General features: G+C 66.7%; 18 protein-coding genes. 12 read left to right on the top strand and 6 right to left on the bottom strand.

The window, feature by feature from the left end; all coding sequences use genetic code 11:
- Positions 1-87: 87 nt before the first annotated feature.
- Both MNQ99_RS17845 and MNQ99_RS17840 read right to left on the bottom strand, forming a co-directional pair.
- A complete protein-coding gene (locus MNQ99_RS17845) occupies positions 88-1,119 on the bottom strand; it encodes an isopenicillin N synthase family dioxygenase (protein WP_241913930.1) in 1,032 nt (343 codons plus the stop codon).
- A 175-nt stretch (positions 1,120-1,294) separates the two neighbouring features.
- Positions 1,295-2,206: a Cof-type HAD-IIB family hydrolase gene (locus MNQ99_RS17840; protein WP_241913929.1), complete on the bottom strand. Its 912-nt coding sequence runs from the start codon at positions 2,204-2,206 to the stop codon at positions 1,295-1,297.
- Between the two features lie 294 nt (positions 2,207-2,500).
- On the opposite strand from MNQ99_RS17840, the gene MNQ99_RS17835 reads away from it, so the two are divergent.
- The 5 genes from MNQ99_RS17835 (at position 2,501) to MNQ99_RS17815 (ending at position 7,256) form a co-directional block, all read left to right on the top strand.
- On the top strand, positions 2,501-3,028 hold the full coding sequence (locus MNQ99_RS17835; RefSeq protein ID WP_241913928.1) for a hypothetical protein: 528 nt from the start codon (positions 2,501-2,503) through the stop codon (positions 3,026-3,028).
- Entirely contained in the window at positions 3,021-4,469 is a 1,449-nt protein-coding gene (locus MNQ99_RS17830) for a multicopper oxidase domain-containing protein (protein ID WP_241913927.1), read from the top strand. The genes MNQ99_RS17835 and MNQ99_RS17830 overlap by 8 nt, the downstream gene beginning before the upstream one ends.
- Entirely contained in the window at positions 4,466-6,082 is a 1,617-nt protein-coding gene (locus MNQ99_RS17825; protein ID WP_241913926.1) for a multicopper oxidase domain-containing protein, read from the top strand. The genes MNQ99_RS17830 and MNQ99_RS17825 overlap by 4 nt, the downstream gene beginning before the upstream one ends.
- Before the next feature lie 210 nt (positions 6,083-6,292).
- Positions 6,293-6,592 carry a type II toxin-antitoxin system VapB family antitoxin gene (locus MNQ99_RS17820; protein WP_127514137.1) on the top strand — a complete coding sequence of 100 codons (300 nt, stop codon included), beginning with the start codon at positions 6,293-6,295 and terminating at the stop codon, positions 6,590-6,592.
- Positions 6,585-7,256: a LytR C-terminal domain-containing protein gene (locus tag MNQ99_RS17815; protein ID WP_127514139.1), complete on the top strand. Its 672-nt coding sequence runs from the start codon at positions 6,585-6,587 to the stop codon at positions 7,254-7,256. Before MNQ99_RS17820 ends, MNQ99_RS17815 begins: the two co-directional genes overlap by 8 nt.
- Positions 7,257-7,276: 20 nt before the next feature.
- Here the strand turns inward: MNQ99_RS17815 and MNQ99_RS17810 are convergent, their stop codons facing one another.
- Positions 7,277-8,461 (bottom strand): MFS transporter, encoded by a 1,185-nt coding sequence (locus MNQ99_RS17810; protein WP_127514141.1) that lies wholly within the window; start codon positions 8,459-8,461, stop codon positions 7,277-7,279.
- Between the two features lie 504 nt (positions 8,462-8,965).
- Here MNQ99_RS17810 and MNQ99_RS17805 point away from each other — a divergent pair.
- Positions 8,966-9,601 (top strand): dihydrofolate reductase family protein, encoded by a 636-nt coding sequence (locus MNQ99_RS17805; protein WP_241915419.1) that lies wholly within the window; start codon positions 8,966-8,968, stop codon positions 9,599-9,601.
- A 75-nt stretch (positions 9,602-9,676) separates the two neighbouring features.
- On the opposite strand, the gene MNQ99_RS17800 is transcribed toward MNQ99_RS17805, so the two are convergent.
- Positions 9,677-10,381, bottom strand: coding sequence for a DsbA family oxidoreductase (locus MNQ99_RS17800; protein WP_241915418.1), 705 nt, complete (start codon positions 10,379-10,381; stop codon positions 9,677-9,679).
- 125 nt (positions 10,382-10,506) lie between these two features.
- On the opposite strand from MNQ99_RS17800, the gene MNQ99_RS17795 reads away from it, so the two are divergent.
- Both MNQ99_RS17795 and MNQ99_RS17790 read left to right on the top strand, forming a co-directional pair.
- Positions 10,507-10,758 carry a type II toxin-antitoxin system Phd/YefM family antitoxin gene (locus MNQ99_RS17795; RefSeq protein ID WP_127514147.1) on the top strand — a complete coding sequence of 84 codons (252 nt, stop codon included), beginning with the start codon at positions 10,507-10,509 and terminating at the stop codon, positions 10,756-10,758.
- On the top strand, positions 10,755-11,012 hold the full coding sequence (locus MNQ99_RS17790) for a Txe/YoeB family addiction module toxin (protein WP_241913925.1): 258 nt from the start codon (positions 10,755-10,757) through the stop codon (positions 11,010-11,012). The genes MNQ99_RS17795 and MNQ99_RS17790 overlap by 4 nt, the downstream gene beginning before the upstream one ends.
- A 30-nt stretch (positions 11,013-11,042) precedes the next feature.
- Here MNQ99_RS17790 and MNQ99_RS17785 read toward each other — a convergent pair whose 3' ends face one another.
- The gene (locus tag MNQ99_RS17785; protein ID WP_241913924.1) at positions 11,043-12,518 is read right to left on the bottom strand and encodes an amino acid permease; all 1,476 of its coding nucleotides are present in this window, start codon (positions 12,516-12,518) and stop codon (positions 11,043-11,045) included.
- A 167-nt stretch (positions 12,519-12,685) separates the two neighbouring features.
- Positions 12,686-13,582 carry a helix-turn-helix transcriptional regulator gene (locus MNQ99_RS17780; RefSeq protein WP_241913923.1) on the bottom strand — a complete coding sequence of 299 codons (897 nt, stop codon included), beginning with the start codon at positions 13,580-13,582 and terminating at the stop codon, positions 12,686-12,688.
- A 124-nt stretch (positions 13,583-13,706) separates the two neighbouring features.
- Here MNQ99_RS17780 and MNQ99_RS17775 point away from each other — a divergent pair, with 124 nt between their 5' ends.
- From MNQ99_RS17775 to MNQ99_RS17760, 4 genes are all read left to right on the top strand, one after another.
- Positions 13,707-14,729, top strand: coding sequence for a zinc-dependent alcohol dehydrogenase family protein (locus MNQ99_RS17775; protein WP_241913922.1), 1,023 nt, complete (start codon positions 13,707-13,709; stop codon positions 14,727-14,729).
- 79 nt (positions 14,730-14,808) lie between these two features.
- On the top strand, positions 14,809-15,219 hold the full coding sequence (locus tag MNQ99_RS17770) for a (R)-mandelonitrile lyase (protein ID WP_241913921.1): 411 nt from the start codon (positions 14,809-14,811) through the stop codon (positions 15,217-15,219).
- Between the two features lie 153 nt (positions 15,220-15,372).
- On the top strand, positions 15,373-15,705 hold the full coding sequence (locus MNQ99_RS17765) for an ArsR/SmtB family transcription factor (protein ID WP_241913920.1): 333 nt from the start codon (positions 15,373-15,375) through the stop codon (positions 15,703-15,705).
- A gap of 12 nt (positions 15,706-15,717) precedes the next feature.
- On the top strand, positions 15,718-16,215 hold the full coding sequence (locus MNQ99_RS17760; RefSeq protein ID WP_241913919.1) for an SRPBCC family protein: 498 nt from the start codon (positions 15,718-15,720) through the stop codon (positions 16,213-16,215).
- Positions 16,216-16,246 lie beyond the last annotated feature (31 nt).

The following is a 16,246-nucleotide window of genomic DNA, read 5'->3' as shown; positions in this document are numbered from 1 at the left end:
CTTGGCTCACTTGGTCGACCACCGGGGCTGACCTGATCGACCGCCGGGGCTTGGCTGACCTGGTCGACCACCCGGGGCCGGGCGTTGCTACTTCTTGGCGAGGAGCTCCGGGTAGTACTTCTCGGTCACGTCCGGGTGGGCGCGCAGTCGGCCCTTGAGCATGTTGGCGCCGAAGCTGGAGAGCATCGGGTTGGTCGGGTCGTCGGTGCGTCCGCGGGACTCGGCCTTGAGCTCGTCCGGCAGCGGAACCGGATCGATCACGGCGTCCAACCGCGGCGACCAGAAGAACGGCACCGAGTAGCGGTCCACGCCGGGCGGCGGAGCCTGCACGCGGTGGATGGTGGCGGTGATGTAGCCGTCGGTAGCGACCTCCAGCATCTCGCCCAAGTTTACCACCAGGGCGCCCTCGATCGGCTCCACCGGGAGCCATTCCTCGGACTCCGGCGGCCGGACCTCCAAACCGCCGATCATGTCCTGCAGCAGCAGGGTGACGAAACCGTAGTCGGCGTGGATGCCCACGCCCTGGTCGCCGGCTTCTTCCACGACGCCGCCCACGTAGTGCACCAGCTTGCCCATCCAGTGCGGGGTGTCGGCGAACGGCTCGTCAAAGTAGTTCTCCGGCAGGCCCAGTCCGACGCCGATGGCGGCCAGCAAGTCGTGGCCCACCGATGACATGAGTTCGGCCCACGCCATCGCCCTCTCGCGCAGGTCCGGCTGCACGGCGTCCGGCCACTGGTTCGGGCCGCGCAGCAGCCAGTACTTCTGGTCGTCCGAGTAGTCGGTGACCGGCTCGCTCTCCGGCGAGTAGTCCAGCTGCTCGCGGGCGTCGGCCCGGCCCTGGGTCCGCTCGGTGCCCATCCGGGTGTAGCCGCGGAAGTGCGGGGAATTCCGGTTGTCCAGCTTGAGCCGCTCGTCCAGCGGCAGTTCGAAGAAGCGCTTGATCGCGTCGAAGAGCTCGGCCACTTGGCCGTCGGCCGCGCCGTAGCCAACAATCTGGAAGAAACCGACGCGGTGCGCGGCGTCGCGCAGTTGGTCGATGAAGTCCGGATTGAAGCTGCCGTCCGCCAGCCGGGCGGTGCTCATGTCGAGGACAGGAATGGTTCCCTGAAAAGCGTTCATGCTGGCAGGCTAGCACCGGCTCCGCTGTCAATTGTTACGGACGTTACGATTTGCTGCGGCTGCAAAGTTTTCCTTGACGTGCGGGGAAATCCGGCGAGCAATGCGCCCCGCCGCCCGGCCTGGGCACCGCATGCTCCCCGCGCTCTGGGCGCCCCGAGCCTGGCGCGTCCCTTGCCTACAGCGTCTGCGCGATCGCGGCCCAGGTCCGCAGGAACGCCGCGCCGGCTTCCTCGTGGACGGCCTTCGGGAAGCCCAGGTGTGCCGCGGTCAGCACCGGGTACGGCTTCTCCGGCACTCCCTCCGCCGGCCGCACATCCACGTGCAGCACGGCATGCCCGTGGTGGTGCAGCAGGTCGGACATGGCATAGTCGGTGCGCGAATCGCCCATGGTCCGCCACGCGTGCGGCACCACGCCGTCGGCGGCCAGCATCTCCAGCGCCCGCTGCGCGCCTAGGTCCTTGCCCAGCTGCACCGATTCGATGTCCGTGGCGATGATGTTCGGATCCACCCGGTAGTCAATCCGGTCGTCGCTGTCCGGCAGGTGCTGATCCAGCCGGGTGGCACCCATGTTGAACCGGCGCATCAAAGCCAGGACCTCGGCGTCGAACTTTTCCTGCACCCGGCGGTACTCCCGGTTCTCCGTGCCCACCACCTGCTCCACGGACACCATGGCCTTCTTGGTCTCATCGAAAAACATGAGGCTGGAGTAGCCCGAGCTGACCAGCTTGCGCACTTCGGCGGCGAACTCCTGCGGCGGGGCCAGCGTGTGGTCCACATGGATGGTGCCGGGGCCGTCCGCGGTGAAGCTGAACCAGACGGCGCCCTTCTCGCAGACCGCGTAGCAGCGCACTCCCGCCGGCATCCCGGCAGCCAGCATCGGCTCCATCACCTGCTCGCGGATGAAATGGTCCGAGCGCCCGGTGTTGAACACGATCGGCCAGCCGCGCTTGGCCATCACCAGCAACGAGTGGATGATCTCGGGCGGCACCGTGCGGGTCACCGGCGAGGAGACCGGCCCGTCGACGTCCAGCAACAGCCCGATGGGTGGCTGCTCGGGGCGAACGGGGGCACCGGCGGTGAGGGTCATGATCCCAGTATGGTCGCCCACCGGGACGGTTTGAACCCCTCCAGTTTTTCCCAAGCTGGCGGGGCAAGGATGTGTCTCTAACATCCATGGGGGAATGGAAGCGGTACCGCAATGACAACGCTAATTGGGGATAGCGCGGTCGCATCGGAACCGGAGGGCAGCGCGAGCCTGCCGTCCGGTCTCTCGCGCCGTGTTTTTGGACTACTTGTTGGAACCGGAGTCGCCGGCGTCGCGGGGGGTGCCGGTTTACTCACGGCCAGCCAGCAACGGGCGGGCGGCTTGGGTCCGGGAGGCGTGGAAACGTCCTTCGGGAGCGTGCGGCTGGTGTCCGCGGAGCGCCAGCATCGGTTGGCGTACGACGGCGGTGTTCCCGCCTCGGGCGCGGGGACCTCCGCTGCGGCGGGGCCGGCAGCGGGGTCCGCAGCGGCCGGCGCATCACCGGGTGACTCCGGGCACGCTGGCCACGGCGCCATCGTGGCGACGGCGCCGCAGCCGGCCAACATGACCTGGGGCGACCACCTGCTGGTGGAACTGGAAGTGCAGAACGCTTCGGACGGCAACGTGCTGTTTGCGCCCGGACAGCTGCGGCTGAAGATCGGCGACGGCGGGCCGACGGTGACCAACCGGGACTCGGGGGAGGCCGTGGCGCTGGCACCCTGGAGTACCGAACGCTTCTTGATCAGCTTCTTGGTGCCGGCGGACGCACAGAGCTTCTCGGCGGAGTTCACCGATCCGTGGCTGCACTCAGCGCCGCTGAAACTGCAGGTGCCCCGGGTGGCGCTCAGACCCGGCTGGCTGGACGAAGGCGGCCATCATGACTGAACAAGTTTCGGAGCCGGACCACGGCGCCACGGGTAGGGCCGCCAGCGTGGGGCGCTGGAACTTCCTCAAATACGGGGCCGCCGCCGGGCTCGGCGCGCTGGCCCTGGGTGGACTGGGCGGTGCGGCACCGGCTCAGGCAACAGCGGCTGGGCCGAGGCGCCCCGCTCAGTCCGCCGCCACCGGAACCCGGCCCTCCGCCGTCGTGCCCCTCCCGGGCGTGCTGGACCTGTACATCAACGAGGGCTACCTGAAGATGGTGGACGACTCGCTGGTCTACCATCGCGGTTTCGGCGACCGGCCCACCGAGCTGCGCGACGCCTCGCCCAGCCTGGCCGTGGTGCCCAAGGTGTTCACCGCGGACGGCCGGCTGGTGGAATCGCGGACTTATCCGCTGGGTGCCGCGCTGCCTCCTCGCGGCACCCCGCTGCCGTACGGCCCGGATCCCGCGAACCCCGGGCAGTACTTCATCCGGCGCAACCACTGGGCCAGCTACTTCCCGGCGCGGACCATCATCGCCGAGGTCGGCTCGACGCTGCGCTTCCGGGTGCACAACCGGCTGGCCATGGACCATGAGTTTGTCCTGCACGACGTCGGACCAAACCATGCGGACGCCGGGACCGGTCCGATTGCGCCGGGGGAGAGCGCCCTGCTGGAGCTGCCCTGCCCGCCGGCCGGCACGTACATCTACACGGATCCGACCAACGCTCCCGTGGAGCGGACGCTCGGGCTGTTCGGCGCGCTGGTGGTGATGGACCCGGTGCACCAGTGGGACATCACGCCCGGCAAGGCCAGTTTCGAGCGGCAGTGGGTGTGGATCTGCCACGCGGTGGAGTCGAACTGGGCGGCGATCGAGGCCGCCGGCGGCACCGTTGACCCGCTGCAGACCAAGGCGGTGCCGCGGTACTTCACGCTCAACGGACGCAGCGGCTACGAGTCGTTGGCGATGACCCGGAACGAGGCGCTGAATCTGGCCAGCGAAGAAGAAACGCTGGTCTCCGGGTATCCGCGGCAGCTGGACGTGCGCCAGTTCGGCGAAGGCACCACCGCCGGCACCCTGCGCGGCGGCCAGCTGGTCCGGCTGATCAACTCCGGGATCGTCTACCACCAGATCCACTTCCACGGGAACCACCTCTGGACCGTGCGGCGGAACAACTACCACTGGCCGCGGCACGACGGGTACGTGGACAAGGAAGGCCACGTGGTGCTTCAGCAGTGGGAGGACGTGGTGGAGCTGGAGCCGATGGACCGGAAGGACTGCATCATCCCGGTCAAGCGGCCGCCGGATTCCCTTGAACAGGTCTGGAACGCCCGGACCACCGACTGGGAGTACCCGATGCACTGCCACGCCGAACCGTCGCAAACCGCGGCCGGCGGCATGTATCCGGGCGGCCTGGTGGCGCACTGGAACCTGAAGGCACCGATTCCCGGGGAGGGAGCATGAGCAACGTGACCGTGCCGCTGCGGCGGGACCCGGACGATCGGAAATCCACCAAGCAGGCCAAACGCGAGGCGGAGAAGGCCCGCAAGCGCAAGGCGGAGCAAGCCCGCAAGCGCGCGGAGAAGGAGCGCAAGCGGCTGGAAGCCGAGCGGAAGCGTGACGCGGCGGCACGCAAGCGCGAGGAGGACCGGAAGAAGCGGGAGGCGGAGGCGCGCAAGAAGAAGGACGACGACGAGCGGAAGCGCCGCGGCAAGCCGACAACTGCTCCCACACCGAAACCGACGCCGACGTCCACGCCGAAGCCGACGGCAACGCCGAAACCGACACCGAAACCGACGGCCTCGCCCAGTACCGTGCCCACAGCGGGCCCCACGCACGAGCCGACGAAGCAGCCCACGGAGGCACCGACGTCGTCCCCCACTGCGGAACCAACCGCGGGACCAACGCCCGAACCGACGCAACAGCCCACCCAGCAGCCGACGCCGAGCCCCCGGCCCACCAACGACGACGAGATCCCGCGGCACAGGTTCCGCAGCCAGGTGGACTTCAGCTCCGACCAGCTGGACCTGGACCGCCCGGTTACGGAGTTCCGGCAGACGCCGCACTCGTCCGTCTACCTGGAGGTCTTCAACCGGGACCTGCGGTTCGACGACGGCGCGGAGTTCGAAATGTGGAGCTTCGATTCGCCGCAGTCCGGACGCGGCTTCCCCGGTCCGTTGATCCGGCCGCTGGAAGGGGAAATCTTCCACGCCACCGTGCATCCGTCGATGGGGCCGCACACCATCCACTGGCACGGGCTGGAGCCTGACCCGCGCAACGACGGCGTGGGGCACACCTCGTTCGAGATCGGCGGCACCTACACGTACCAGTGGGCGCCGGAGCCCGGCCGGCCGGGAGACCCCAACTTCGGCGCGGCCGGCACCTACTTCTACCACTGCCACGTCAACACCACGCTGCACGCGCAGATGGGCATGTTCGGCCCGGTGATCGTGGATCCGGTGGTCCACCCCGACTATCCGGTGACGCCGGGCGCGCGGCGGGCATTTGTCGACGGGCCGGAGTACGACATCGACACCGAGTCCATCTTGATCCCGTACTCGCTGGATCCGCGCTGGCACGAACTGCACCACGCGGCCGGGCTCTCCGGCGAAGACGTGGGGCTGAACCGGTTCGAGCCCAAGCACTTTTACCTGATGGGCGGCGAGCTGATCCGCCGCCGCTCCGGCGATAACCGGGTGTGGAGCCTGTCGGCGCTGCGGGCCAACGTGGCCGGAGGCGGCAAGAAACCCACGCTGCTGCGCATCCTGAACGCCAACTACCTTCCCAACCACATGCACTTTACGACGGCGGACGGCGAACCTGTGCGGATGGCGGAGCTGATCGCCCATGACGGCCGGCCGTTCCGGGACACATCCGTACCGGGTGCGCCGTCGCCTACCTGCCGGGACGCGGGCTACCCGCTGCTGACCGCTGTGCTGGCCTTCGGAGCCGCCGAGCGGTACGACGTGATTCTGCATCCGCCGGAGCCGGGGGAGTACCGGCTCCGGGTCGAATGGGAGGACTGGATCACCGGCGAGATCCTTGGCGTCCGCGAGGTGCCGATCACCGCGGCCTGAAGACGTGGGCCGCGACCGGCATGGCAGTGGCGCTCGCCGGCAGGGCGCTCACCTGGCCGTGCCAAGCGGTGGTGGAGGGAATGTTGCCTGAGATGTTGTGTTCAATCGCCCCCCGACATCAGCAGCCGCCGACCGTAACCATTTGGCCACGGTCGGCGGCTCTCAGCGGTTTGCGTTTCATTCAGCGCCGGAGTTCCTTAGGCTGGGTCCGTGATCTTCAAAGCCGTCGGCGACCATCGTCCCTATCCCGAACATGGCCACGTCAGCCCCAAGGATTGGGCCGGTGTGCCGCCCCGGCAGGTGCGCCTCGACGAACTGATCACCACCAAGTCCACGCTGGACCTGGATGCCCTGCTGGCCGAGGACTCCACGTTCTTCGGCGACCTCTTCCCGCATGTGGTGCAGTGGAAGGGCAACCTGTATCTGGAAGACGGACTGCATCGCGCGGTCCGCACGGCGCTCCACCAGAGGGCCGTCCTGCACGCCAGGGTTTTGGTGGTCGATGACTGATACCAGCATCCCGCAGCCACCCAAACGCCAGCCCAAGCAGCCCTTGGACTGGCAGGGCCAACGCGTCATCACCGAAGACGATCTGGATGTTGCCTTCGAAGACGACGGCAATGTGGAGAAGCCGCACATCTACCACCGCCGGATCCTGCACGGGGTGGTGCTGGTGCTGCTGGTGGGGCTGGTCATTGCCGCGGTACTGACCGCCACTGCCGTGGCCCGCGGAGACCTGAAGATTCCCGGCTGGGGCCCGCCGCCGCCGCCCGTGCCCATCACCTGCCCGGCCGGCACCTACGACTATCCGGACAACGGTTCCTTCCGGCTCAATGTCTACAACGGCACGCAGCTGGAGGGGCTGGGCAGCAAGGTGGCCTCCCAACTGGCCGATCGCGGCTACGACATCGGCTCCGTGGGCAACAAGACCCTGAGCTTCTACGGCATGAGCGCCGTCGTTGTTTCCGGCAAGGCCGGCGAGGCCAACGCCTTCAACCTGCAGCGCAACATCCCGGACACCGAGTACGTGGCCGACGACCGCGCCGACGCCAGCGTGGACGTGGTGGTGGGCGCCGGCTACAAAGAACTGGTTCCCGTCAACAGGGTGGATCAAACGCCGGGCCTGCTCAGCTGTCCGCGGCTCTCGCCCGCCCCCACCGAACCGACCGGATAGCGACCGGAACCCCTGAGGACTTAGGCGCGGACGGCCCGGCCGCCCTTCCGGCCATGCGCAAAGAAGTACAGCAGCGTGGCCAGCACCATGACCACGGCCAGCATCAGGTACATGCCCGGGTAGTCGAGCACCGGAATGAGGGCGCCGAGGACGATCGGGCCCAGTCCGCCGCCGATGTCCAGCATCAGGAAGAACGTCGAGGTGGCAGTGCCGATCCGAATGGTCGGCGAGACCTTGACCGCGATCGCCTGCGCGCCGGACATCACGGTGCCGAAGCCGATGCCGCTGAAAATCGCGGAGCCGATGATGGTCAGGATGGTGGGCTCGGGGATCAGCAGCAGCAGGCCCAGCACGAAGGAGATCAGCGTCGGGTACATGACGCTGTTGTCGCCGCGGCGGTCCTGGATCCGGCCGGCGAAGAGCCTGGAGACCAGCACGGCGCCCGCGTAAACCAGGAAGAACACGCTGGCCGCGCCGGTGGATCCCCGGGTTTCCGCGTAGGAGGTCAGGAAGGTCAGGATGCCGGAGTAGGAGGCTCCCGCCAGCAGAATGACACAGGAAATCGGCAGCGCGGCCGTCTCGAAGATGTCGCTCATGCTCATCCGGAACTTGCCGGGGCGCTTCGCGGCCGGCAGCTCAGGCACCCGCAGGAACAGGGCCACCACCAAGGCGGCCACGGAGGCGGCGGCGCTGAAGAAGAACATCGCGTCGTAGTTGCCCAGCCCCGCCAGCAGCACACCCACAAACGGGCCCACCGCCGTCGAAAGCGTGGTGGACAAGCCGAAGTAACCGGTCCCCTCCCCACGCCGGGTGTGCGGAATCAGGGTCTGCGCGGACGCCGCCACGGCGGTGGTTCCGGCACCAAAGGCCATGCCGTGCACAATGCGGAGCACCAGCAGCCAGGCCAGTGAATCGGTGGGGATGTAGAGCAGCGAGGCGGCCACGAACATGGCCATGGTCACTAGGATCAGCTTCCGGCGGCCGACCAGATCCAGCAGTCGTCCGGCGAAGATTCGGGCGATGACCGAACCGAGCACGAACGCGCTGGAGGCGAAGCCGGCGGCCGTGTCGGAGGCCTGGAAGCGGTCCACCGCGTAGAGCGCCATGGTGGTCATCAGCATGTAGAAGACCATGGAGATGAACAGGTTGACGACGATCGCCAGAATGAAGTTCTTCGTCCAGAGTCTCGCCGGTTGCTGATCCATCCCGCTATCAGTCCTCTCCAAAATCGGGCCGGACACCGGCCGTTGCCATTGCGTGCGCCTGCACTCATGCGGAATCGCGTCGCAGTGATGCAGTCAGGGTGCTCTTCGCCGCCGTCGCTCAAGGGGCAGCGGACGCCACATTCAAGGGGAAGCGGACCACCGCGGGACAGCCGGACTGCGGGACAGGCAGGGCAAGCGGTCACCGGGTACAAAAGGGTCCGTGGCAAAATCCTCATCCACGAGGACTGCCAAGCCTTCTTACTCTACCGCCGGTTCTCACACCGCCGGAGCGGGAGGCATTATGAGCTTCGGCACCCGGGCTCGGCACCCACACTCGGCGCCCGGACACGGCACCCGCAGGCGGGACGTGCGTCCAGCCACCCTTCAACAACCTGTCGCACCGGGAGTAGCATGTCGGCCAGACGCCGCCCCGGACCGGCGGCGGTCGAAGGACCCGGCGCCGCCGGCGGACCCGGCGGCCGGCAGCAGACCGAGGAGAACACTATGGGCGAGGAAACCGCAGCAGCGCCGTCAGCTGACCTGATGGTGGACCTGATCATTTCCCTGGACGGGTATGCCTCGGCCGATGGCTGGCCCGGCTGGTGGGGTTTGGAGGGGCCGGAATACCTGGCCTGGCTCGATCAGGAGGGGCAGAAGGACTACACCATCCTGATGGGCGCGAACACGTATCGGCTGATGTCCGGCATGTCGGCGGAAGCTGCGGCCGCGGACTCTGGCTTCTCCACCGAGGAAGAGGCCAGCCTGACTGGTCTGGCCGCCGTGCCGAAGGTGGTGTTTTCCTCAACTCTTCAGGAACCGCTGGCCTGGCCGAACTCGGAGCTTGTCAGCGGGGACGCCATCGAGGCCGTGCAGGAGATGAAACGGACCAGGACAGGGACCCTGAGCACGCTCGGCAGCCTCAGCCTGAGCCGGTCGCTGCTGACCGCGGGCCTGGTGGACCGGTTCCGACTGGTCGTCTTCCCTGTGATCACGGGCAAAACGGGGTCCGAGCGGATCTACGACGGTTACCCCGACGTCGCGCTCGAAATGGTGGACAGCAGGACCTTCGACGGCCGGCTCCAGCTGCTCGAGTACGTCCCCACCCTGCTCGACGGGCCGCCGTCCCGCGGACCGAAGTGAGTTAACAGCAAACCGGCAGGACGCTCGAAAACGTCCTGCCGGTGCGGAATCGCCTGCCGGCGCTGCTCAGTTAGTTCAGTTGCAGCCGTCCGGGCCGCACACCGCGCCGTCGGCGCTGGCCGACTGCGGCAGCACGGTGAGCGGGCTGCGTTCGTTCCACGCCTGCCGGATGGCCTGCGCAAACGCCTCGGCCGGCTGCGCGCCGGAGATCCCGTACTTGCGGTCCAGCACAAAGAACGGCACGCCGTTCACTCCCAGTGCACGGGCCTCGGCAATGTCGGCGCGGACCTCCGCGGCAAAGCGGTCGCCCGCCAGCGTCTCGCGGATTTCTTCTTCGGGCATCCCCAGTGCGACGCCGGTGCTCACCAGATACTCCGTGTCGCCGATGTCCTTGCCCTGCTCGAAGTGGCCGGACAGCAGGGCGTCCTTCGCCTGGTCCATCAGGCCGTGTTCCTTGGCCAGGTGCAGGAAGCGGTGCGCGGTGAAGCTGTTGGCCACCACCACTTTGTCGAAGTCGTAGTCCAGCCCCTCGCCCGCGGCCTGCGCGGTCACGTGACCGAACATCTGCTTGACCTGGTCCTGCGGCATGCCCTTGATCCGGGACAGGTACTCGGTCTCGGTGCCGTCGTAGTGGTCAGGCAGGGTGGGATCCAGCTGGTAGCTGCGCCACTCGACGTCGATCTGGTCCTTGTGTTCGAAGCCCTCCAAGGCCGTCTCGAAGCGGCGCTTGCCGATGAAGCACCAGGGGCACGCGATGTCTGACCAGATCTCAATCTTCATGGACACGTCAACATCTCTTCCGGTGTTGATATTCCTGCGTCGCAGGCTGGCCCGCGCTGGCAGCCTGCGTCCTTGTCCCGCTCTTGGCCTCGGACGTACAATATTCAGTACGTCAGGAGGTCATCATGCGCACCATGTCTTACTCAGAGTCCAGGGCCAAATACGCCGAAACATTGAATTCGGTGGTTGACGACCGTGAAGAAGTGGTCATCACCCGCGCCGGACATGAGCCGGTGGTCATGGTGGCTTTGGAGGACTACGAGTCGCTCAAAGAATCTGCCTACCTGCTGCGCAACCCGGCAAATGCCCGCCGTTTGTTGGCCTCAATTGAGCGGCTGGAAAGCGGGCATGGGGTTGAGCACGAACTAGCCGAATGAAACTCGTGTGGGACGAGGACGCTTGGGCTGACTACGAGTGGTGGCAGCTTCAGGACCGCAAGACGCTGAAGCGGATCAACAACCTCATTCGTGACATCGCCCGCAACGGGAACGAAGGCATCGGCAAACCGGAGCCCCTCAAGCATGGCTTTCACGGCTACTGGCTGCGGCGAATCAGCGCGGAGCACCGCTTGGTCTATCGTCTCGAGGCTGACGAGATCAGGATTGCGTCCTGCAGGTATCACTACGACTGACTGGCGGCTGGCGGGCTCGGTAGCGTTCAGTTACCGGTTCTCAGCCGGTGCGGACACTGACTCCGAGGCATCGTCGGCCGTCGTCTCCGAAGCCGCGGCACCGCCGTCGTCCTTCCCGGTCTCGTCGGCCAGGTCAGCGCGGCGCCGCCCGGCACCCTTGACGCCGAAGCGGTAGGCCAGGAACAGCAGCCCGATCCACGCGCAGCCCACGATTAGCGCCACCCGGGTGTCCGGCATGATGCCCAGCAGCACCACGATGAACGCCATGAACCCCAGCGCCAGGTAGGACGCGACAGGCCAGAACGGCACCGGGAATTCCGACGTCGGCAGCCCCTTCCGCGCGATCTCCCGCTTCATCGCGATGTGCGAGAGCAGGATCATCAGCCACACCCAGACGGTGGCGAAGGTGGCGATCGAGGCGACGATCAAGAACAGGGACTCCGGCAGGAGCGCATTAAGCACGACGCCGGCCAGCAGCACCGCGGCCATCGTCGCCACGGTCATCCACGGCACTCCGTGACGGGAAATCTTCGCGAAGGCCTTGGGTGCGTGGCCCTGCTCGGCCAGCCCATACATCATCCGCCCGGCGCCGAACGTGTCCGAGTTGATGGCGGAGATGGCGGCGGTGATCACCACGGCGTTGAGGATGTGCGCGGCGGCGGGGATGCCCAGCATGTCGAAGATCTGCACGAACGGGCTGGTGGAACCGTCGATCCGGTCCCACGGCGAGATCATCATCAGCACGGCCAGCGTGCAGACGTAGAAGAGCAGGATCCGCAGCGGCACGGTGTTGATCGCGCCCGGAATCGCCTTCTTGGGGTTCTCCGCCTCGCCGGCCGTGATGCCGATGGTCTCGATCCCGCCGAAGGCGAACATCACAATCGAGAAGGAGGCCAGCAGCCCCCAGAACCCGTTGGCGAAGAATCCGCCGGACCCCAGCATGGTTTCCAGTCCCGGGTTGGCCCCGGCCGGCAGGCCGAAGCCGAAGATGATGATCGCTGCGCCGCCCAGGATCATGGCGATGATCGCCACCACCTTGACCAGCGAGAGCCAGAACTCGGTCTCGCCGAAGACCTTGACCTTGACCAGATTGATGGCGGCAATGAAGAAGACGACGGCGAGGATCCAAATCCAGCGCGGCACGTCGGGGAACCAGAAGCCCATGTAGATGCCGAACGCGGTGACGTCGGCGATCGCCACGATGGCCATCTCGAACGCGAACGTCCAGCCGGTGATGAAGCCGGCGAACGGCCCCAGGTAGCGGCTGGCATACTGGCCGAACGATCCGGAGACCGGGTGCCGCACCGCCATCTCGCCCAGTGCCCGCATCACCAGGAACACGGCCGCACCGCCGATCGCGTAGGCCAGCAGCACGGCCGGTCCGGCGGCCTGGATGGCTGCCGCCGAACCGTAGAACAGCCCGGTGCCGATGGCGGAGCCAAGGGCCATGAAGCGGATGTGGCGGACGGTCAGGCCCCGCGCGAGCGCGGAAGCGAATTGCGGCATGGGAAAAACAACCTTGCTGAAGGGGAAGAGGCCGGCGCTGAAAAAGCGGCCAATCAATTCTACAACCGCCCGTCCACTGCAAATCACGACGGCGGTGCCTGCCTCCGGTCCCCGGCCACACCGGACCCACTGCCGGCGCAGGGACTCGACGAGGGGTGGATGCTGCCCTAGAGTGCGGGACGCTCTCTTTCATTCAGGGCGGCGGGCAGGTTGTGGTCCACGCCCCAGCTGGCGAGCAGCCGGAGCCGTTCAGCGGAGGGGCTGCCGGGTTCTGCCGTGTAGACCATCAGGACCAGGCCCGGCTCCGCCGTGATGGCGAGTTCTTCATAGGCGAGGGTGAGCTCGCCGACCACAGGATGGTTGAAGCGTTTGGTGCCGGTACCGTGGGTGCGCACGTCGTGGGCGCCCCAGAGCCGGCGGAAAGTATCACTTTGGGTGGAGAGCTCGCCGACCAGGTCCTGGAGCGCGCGGTCATGCGGATCGCGGCCCGCTTCCGTGCGCATGATGCCGACGCACATCCCGGCGAACAGTTCCCAGTCGGGGTAGAAGGACTTGGCGGCCGGGTCGAGGAACTGGAACCGCGCGAGATTGGGTGTGCGTCCGCCGTCGCCGATCAGCGGGGAATAGAACGCGCGGCCCAGCGCATTGGTCGCAAGCAGGTTCTGATAGGGGTCGCGGACGAAGGCAACACCGTCGGTAATCGCCTCTAGGGCCCACTGCAGGCTCGGCCGGGCCGCCTGCTGCGCCGTGGCCCGCCGCCGAGGGCGTCCGGAAGCGGGAATGCCGTCTGCTGTCCGTGCGAGGTCGAAGAGGTGGGCGCGTTCGGTGTCGTCGAGCTGGAGCGCCCCGGCCACCGCCTCAAGGACGGACGACGAGGCCCCGGCGATCGCTCCGCGTTCCAGCTTGGAGTAGTACTCCACGCTGACGCCGGCGAGGACGGCCACCTCGGTGCGTCGGAGCCCGGGCACGCGCCGATTCACTCCGCCGGGCAGTCCTGCCTGTTCCGGTGTGATCTTCGCTCGGCGGGACATCAAGAAATCCCGCACCTCCGCCCGATTGTCCATGCATTCAGGGTAGGTGAACGCGCCCCCGCGAAGGGTGCCCTGTCGGTACACCTTTCGACAGGGACTCCCGCGGGCGCGTTGGGCGCGATTCACTGGTGAGGTACCAACGAAAGGAGCACTCCTCATGCGTGGAGTTGTGATGTATGCCCCGGGCGATGTCCGGGTCGAAGACCGTGAGAAGCCCACCATCCTCGAGCCAACCGACGCCATCATCCGGGCGGCGGCAGTCTGTGTCTGCGGTTCGGATCTATGGCCGTACCGCGGTATCGAGAAACTTGCGGGTCCAACGCCGATGGGTCACGAATACGTCGGCGTGGTTGACGAAGTGGGTGCGGATGTTCGCAACGTGGAGGTCGGCGACTTCGTGGTCGGTTCATTCGTTGCGTCCGACAACACCTGCGAGATCTGCCAAGCGGGCTACCAGTCCCGTTGCGTGCACAACGTGATGATGGGTTCCGTCGGAACCCAGGCCGAGCTCATCCGGGTCCCCCTGGCCGACGGCACCCTGGTCCCTACGCCCGGAATGCCGGATGCCGATCTCATTCCCTCGCTGCTGGCGGCCTCGGATGTGCTGGGCACCGGCTGGTTCGCAGCCGTGGCAGCCGAGGCGGGACCCGGAAAGACCGTGGCCGTCGTCGGGGATGGAGCCGTCGGATTGTCGGCGATCCTGGCTGCCAAGCAGCTGGGCGCCGAGCGCGTGATCGCCATGTCCCGCCACGCAGACCGGCAGGCGCTGGCACGCGAATTCGGTGCCACCGACCTCGTCGAAGAGCGAGGCGACGCGGGGATTGCGAAGATCAAGGAGCTCACCAACGGACTCGGCGCCCACTCCGTCGTCGAGGCCGTCGGCACGCAGGAGTCGATGGAGCAGGCGATCGGTTCCACACGTCCCGGCGGACACATCGGCTACGTGGGTGTCACGCACGATGTGAAGCTGGACGGCCTCGACCTGTTCTTCTCCGGTGTGCACCTCCACGGAGGGCCTGCCCCGGTGCGCCGGTTCCTTCCCGAACTCATCCAGCTCATCTGGGACCGCAAGATCGAGCCCGGCAAGGTGTTCGACCTGACGCTCCCGCTGGAAGACGCCGCCAAGGCGTACCGCGCGATGGACGAACGGAGCGCCACCAAGGTGCTGCTCACCGTTTAGTTCGAGGCGCACGCAGCGGCAGTCCTGAACATCCAGAGCTCGGCCCGGATGGTCCTTGAAGACGACGAAAGGAACGTGCATGAGCACGCAATTGCAACCCAAGACCCCGACCGTCAAAGGTCCGGCCGACTGGTTCACCGGAGACGTGTACTTCAACTCGTACTATGCCGGTGAAGCGCCCTCCAGGACCCGGCTCAACCTGGTCCGGTTCACTCCCGGTGCGCACACCGCTTGGCACAAGCACGCCGTCGGGCAGACCCTCCACGTGACCGAAGGCATCGGCTATGTCCAGTCACGGGGCGAAGAACTCATCGAAATCCGCCCCGGGGACACCGTCTATACCCCGGCAGGAGAATGGCACTGGCACGGCGCAACCGCCGACAACTTCATGTGCCACCTGGCCCTCTGGGAAGCTCCGGAATCCGGCAGCGACGAACCGGAAACCACGTGGGGCGACAAGCTCGCCGAGGGCGAGTACCCGGCCGCGTAGTAAGAACCATGAGTCCACGGCGCGGAAGCCGTTCATCGACCGGCTGTCGTCACGTCATCCCCAAGCGCCCGACGGCGGTACCCGCGTGCCGCCGTCGGGCTTTTCTGCAAAACCTCTTGACCGCGTCCCGAGCGAGGGCTAACCTACAACCAAATGGTTGTAGATCAAGTCAGTGACCTTGAGTTGGACCGCCTGTTCCAGGCGCTCGCCGACGCCACCCGCCGCGACATTGTGGCGAGAGTGCTCACCGGGGAGTTCTCTGTGTCGGGGCTGGCAGCTGGGTATGAGATGAGTTTCGCCGCGGTGCAGAAACACGTCGCGGTATTGGAACGGGCTTCCCTGGTGGTTAAAGAGAAGCACGGTAGGGAGCAGATGGTGCGGCCTCATCCTGAAGGAGTGCGAAGAGCGCGTCGACTGCTCGATGAATACGAGATGCTCTGGCGGCAACGGGTTGACCGAATCCAGGACATTCTCGCCGACGGATAGGAAGGCACCATCATGCCGGTTATCGACACCAAACAGGACCTTGACGGTCTCAAATTCACCCTCGTTGCGGAGTTCGACGCACCCGTCGAGCGCGTGTGGCAGATCTGGGAAGATCCACGCCAACTCGAGCGCTGGTGGGGGCCGCCCGAGTGGCCCGCCACCTTCAGCAAGCACGAGTTCACTCCCGGCGGCAAGGCCAGCTACTACATGACCGGGCCGGACGGCGAGACGGCCGGCGGTTGGTGGAAGTTCACCACCATCGAGGCCCCGAACAAGCTGGTGTTTGAGGACGGGTTTGCCGACGACGACGGAGAGCCGGTCGCGGACATGGGCACTACGTACGCCACGGTGACGCTGGAATCCGTTGGCGGGCGCACCCGGATGACCACCGAATCCAGGTTTGAATCCGCGGAGCAGCTGGAAAAGATGTTCGAGATGGGCATGGTCGAGGGCATGCAAAGCGCAATGGGGCAGATCGACGCCATCCTGGCCGAGACCGCGTCCGTCTGAGCATGGCAACCTTCGAGCGGAAGGAGCACCC

The organism is Arthrobacter sulfonylureivorans (genome assembly GCF_022637435.1).
Classification (GTDB): domain Bacteria; phylum Actinomycetota; class Actinomycetes; order Actinomycetales; family Micrococcaceae; genus Crystallibacter; species Crystallibacter sulfonylureivorans.
The sequence above is the reverse complement of the archived record's forward strand: the minus strand, read 5'-3'. Positions and strand labels throughout refer to the sequence as shown.

Bases quoted from the DNA above. Each gene is read 5' to 3' on its own strand.
- MNQ99_RS17845 (WP_241913930.1), bottom strand. From the start codon at position 1,119: ATGAACGCTTTTCAGGGAACCATTCCTGTCCTCGACATGAGCACCGCC.
- MNQ99_RS17780 (WP_241913923.1), bottom strand. From the start codon at position 13,582: ATGGACAATCGGGCGGAGGTGCGGGATTTCTTGATGTCCCGCCGAGCG.
- MNQ99_RS17760 (WP_241913919.1), top strand. From the start codon at position 15,718: ATGCCGGTTATCGACACCAAACAGGACCTTGACGGTCTCAAATTCACC.
- MNQ99_RS17765 (WP_241913920.1), top strand. From the start codon at position 15,373: ATGGTTGTAGATCAAGTCAGTGACCTTGAGTTGGACCGCCTGTTCCAG.
- MNQ99_RS17815 (WP_127514139.1), top strand. From the start codon at position 6,585: ATGACTGATACCAGCATCCCGCAGCCACCCAAACGCCAGCCCAAGCAG.
- MNQ99_RS17840 (WP_241913929.1), bottom strand. From the start codon at position 2,206: ATGACCCTCACCGCCGGTGCCCCCGTTCGCCCCGAGCAGCCACCCATC.
- MNQ99_RS17785 (WP_241913924.1), bottom strand. From the start codon at position 12,518: ATGCCGCAATTCGCTTCCGCGCTCGCGCGGGGCCTGACCGTCCGCCAC.
- MNQ99_RS17805 (WP_241915419.1), top strand. From the start codon at position 8,966: ATGGGCGAGGAAACCGCAGCAGCGCCGTCAGCTGACCTGATGGTGGAC.
- MNQ99_RS17795 (WP_127514147.1), top strand. From the start codon at position 10,507: ATGCGCACCATGTCTTACTCAGAGTCCAGGGCCAAATACGCCGAAACA.
- MNQ99_RS17825 (WP_241913926.1), top strand. From the start codon at position 4,466: ATGAGCAACGTGACCGTGCCGCTGCGGCGGGACCCGGACGATCGGAAA.
- MNQ99_RS17800 (WP_241915418.1), bottom strand. From the start codon at position 10,381: ATGAAGATTGAGATCTGGTCAGACATCGCGTGCCCCTGGTGCTTCATC.
- MNQ99_RS17770 (WP_241913921.1), top strand. From the start codon at position 14,809: ATGAGCACGCAATTGCAACCCAAGACCCCGACCGTCAAAGGTCCGGCC.
- MNQ99_RS17830 (WP_241913927.1), top strand. From the start codon at position 3,021: ATGACTGAACAAGTTTCGGAGCCGGACCACGGCGCCACGGGTAGGGCC.
- MNQ99_RS17775 (WP_241913922.1), top strand. From the start codon at position 13,707: ATGCGTGGAGTTGTGATGTATGCCCCGGGCGATGTCCGGGTCGAAGAC.
- MNQ99_RS17790 (WP_241913925.1), top strand. From the start codon at position 10,755: ATGAAACTCGTGTGGGACGAGGACGCTTGGGCTGACTACGAGTGGTGG.
- MNQ99_RS17810 (WP_127514141.1), bottom strand. From the start codon at position 8,461: ATGGATCAGCAACCGGCGAGACTCTGGACGAAGAACTTCATTCTGGCG.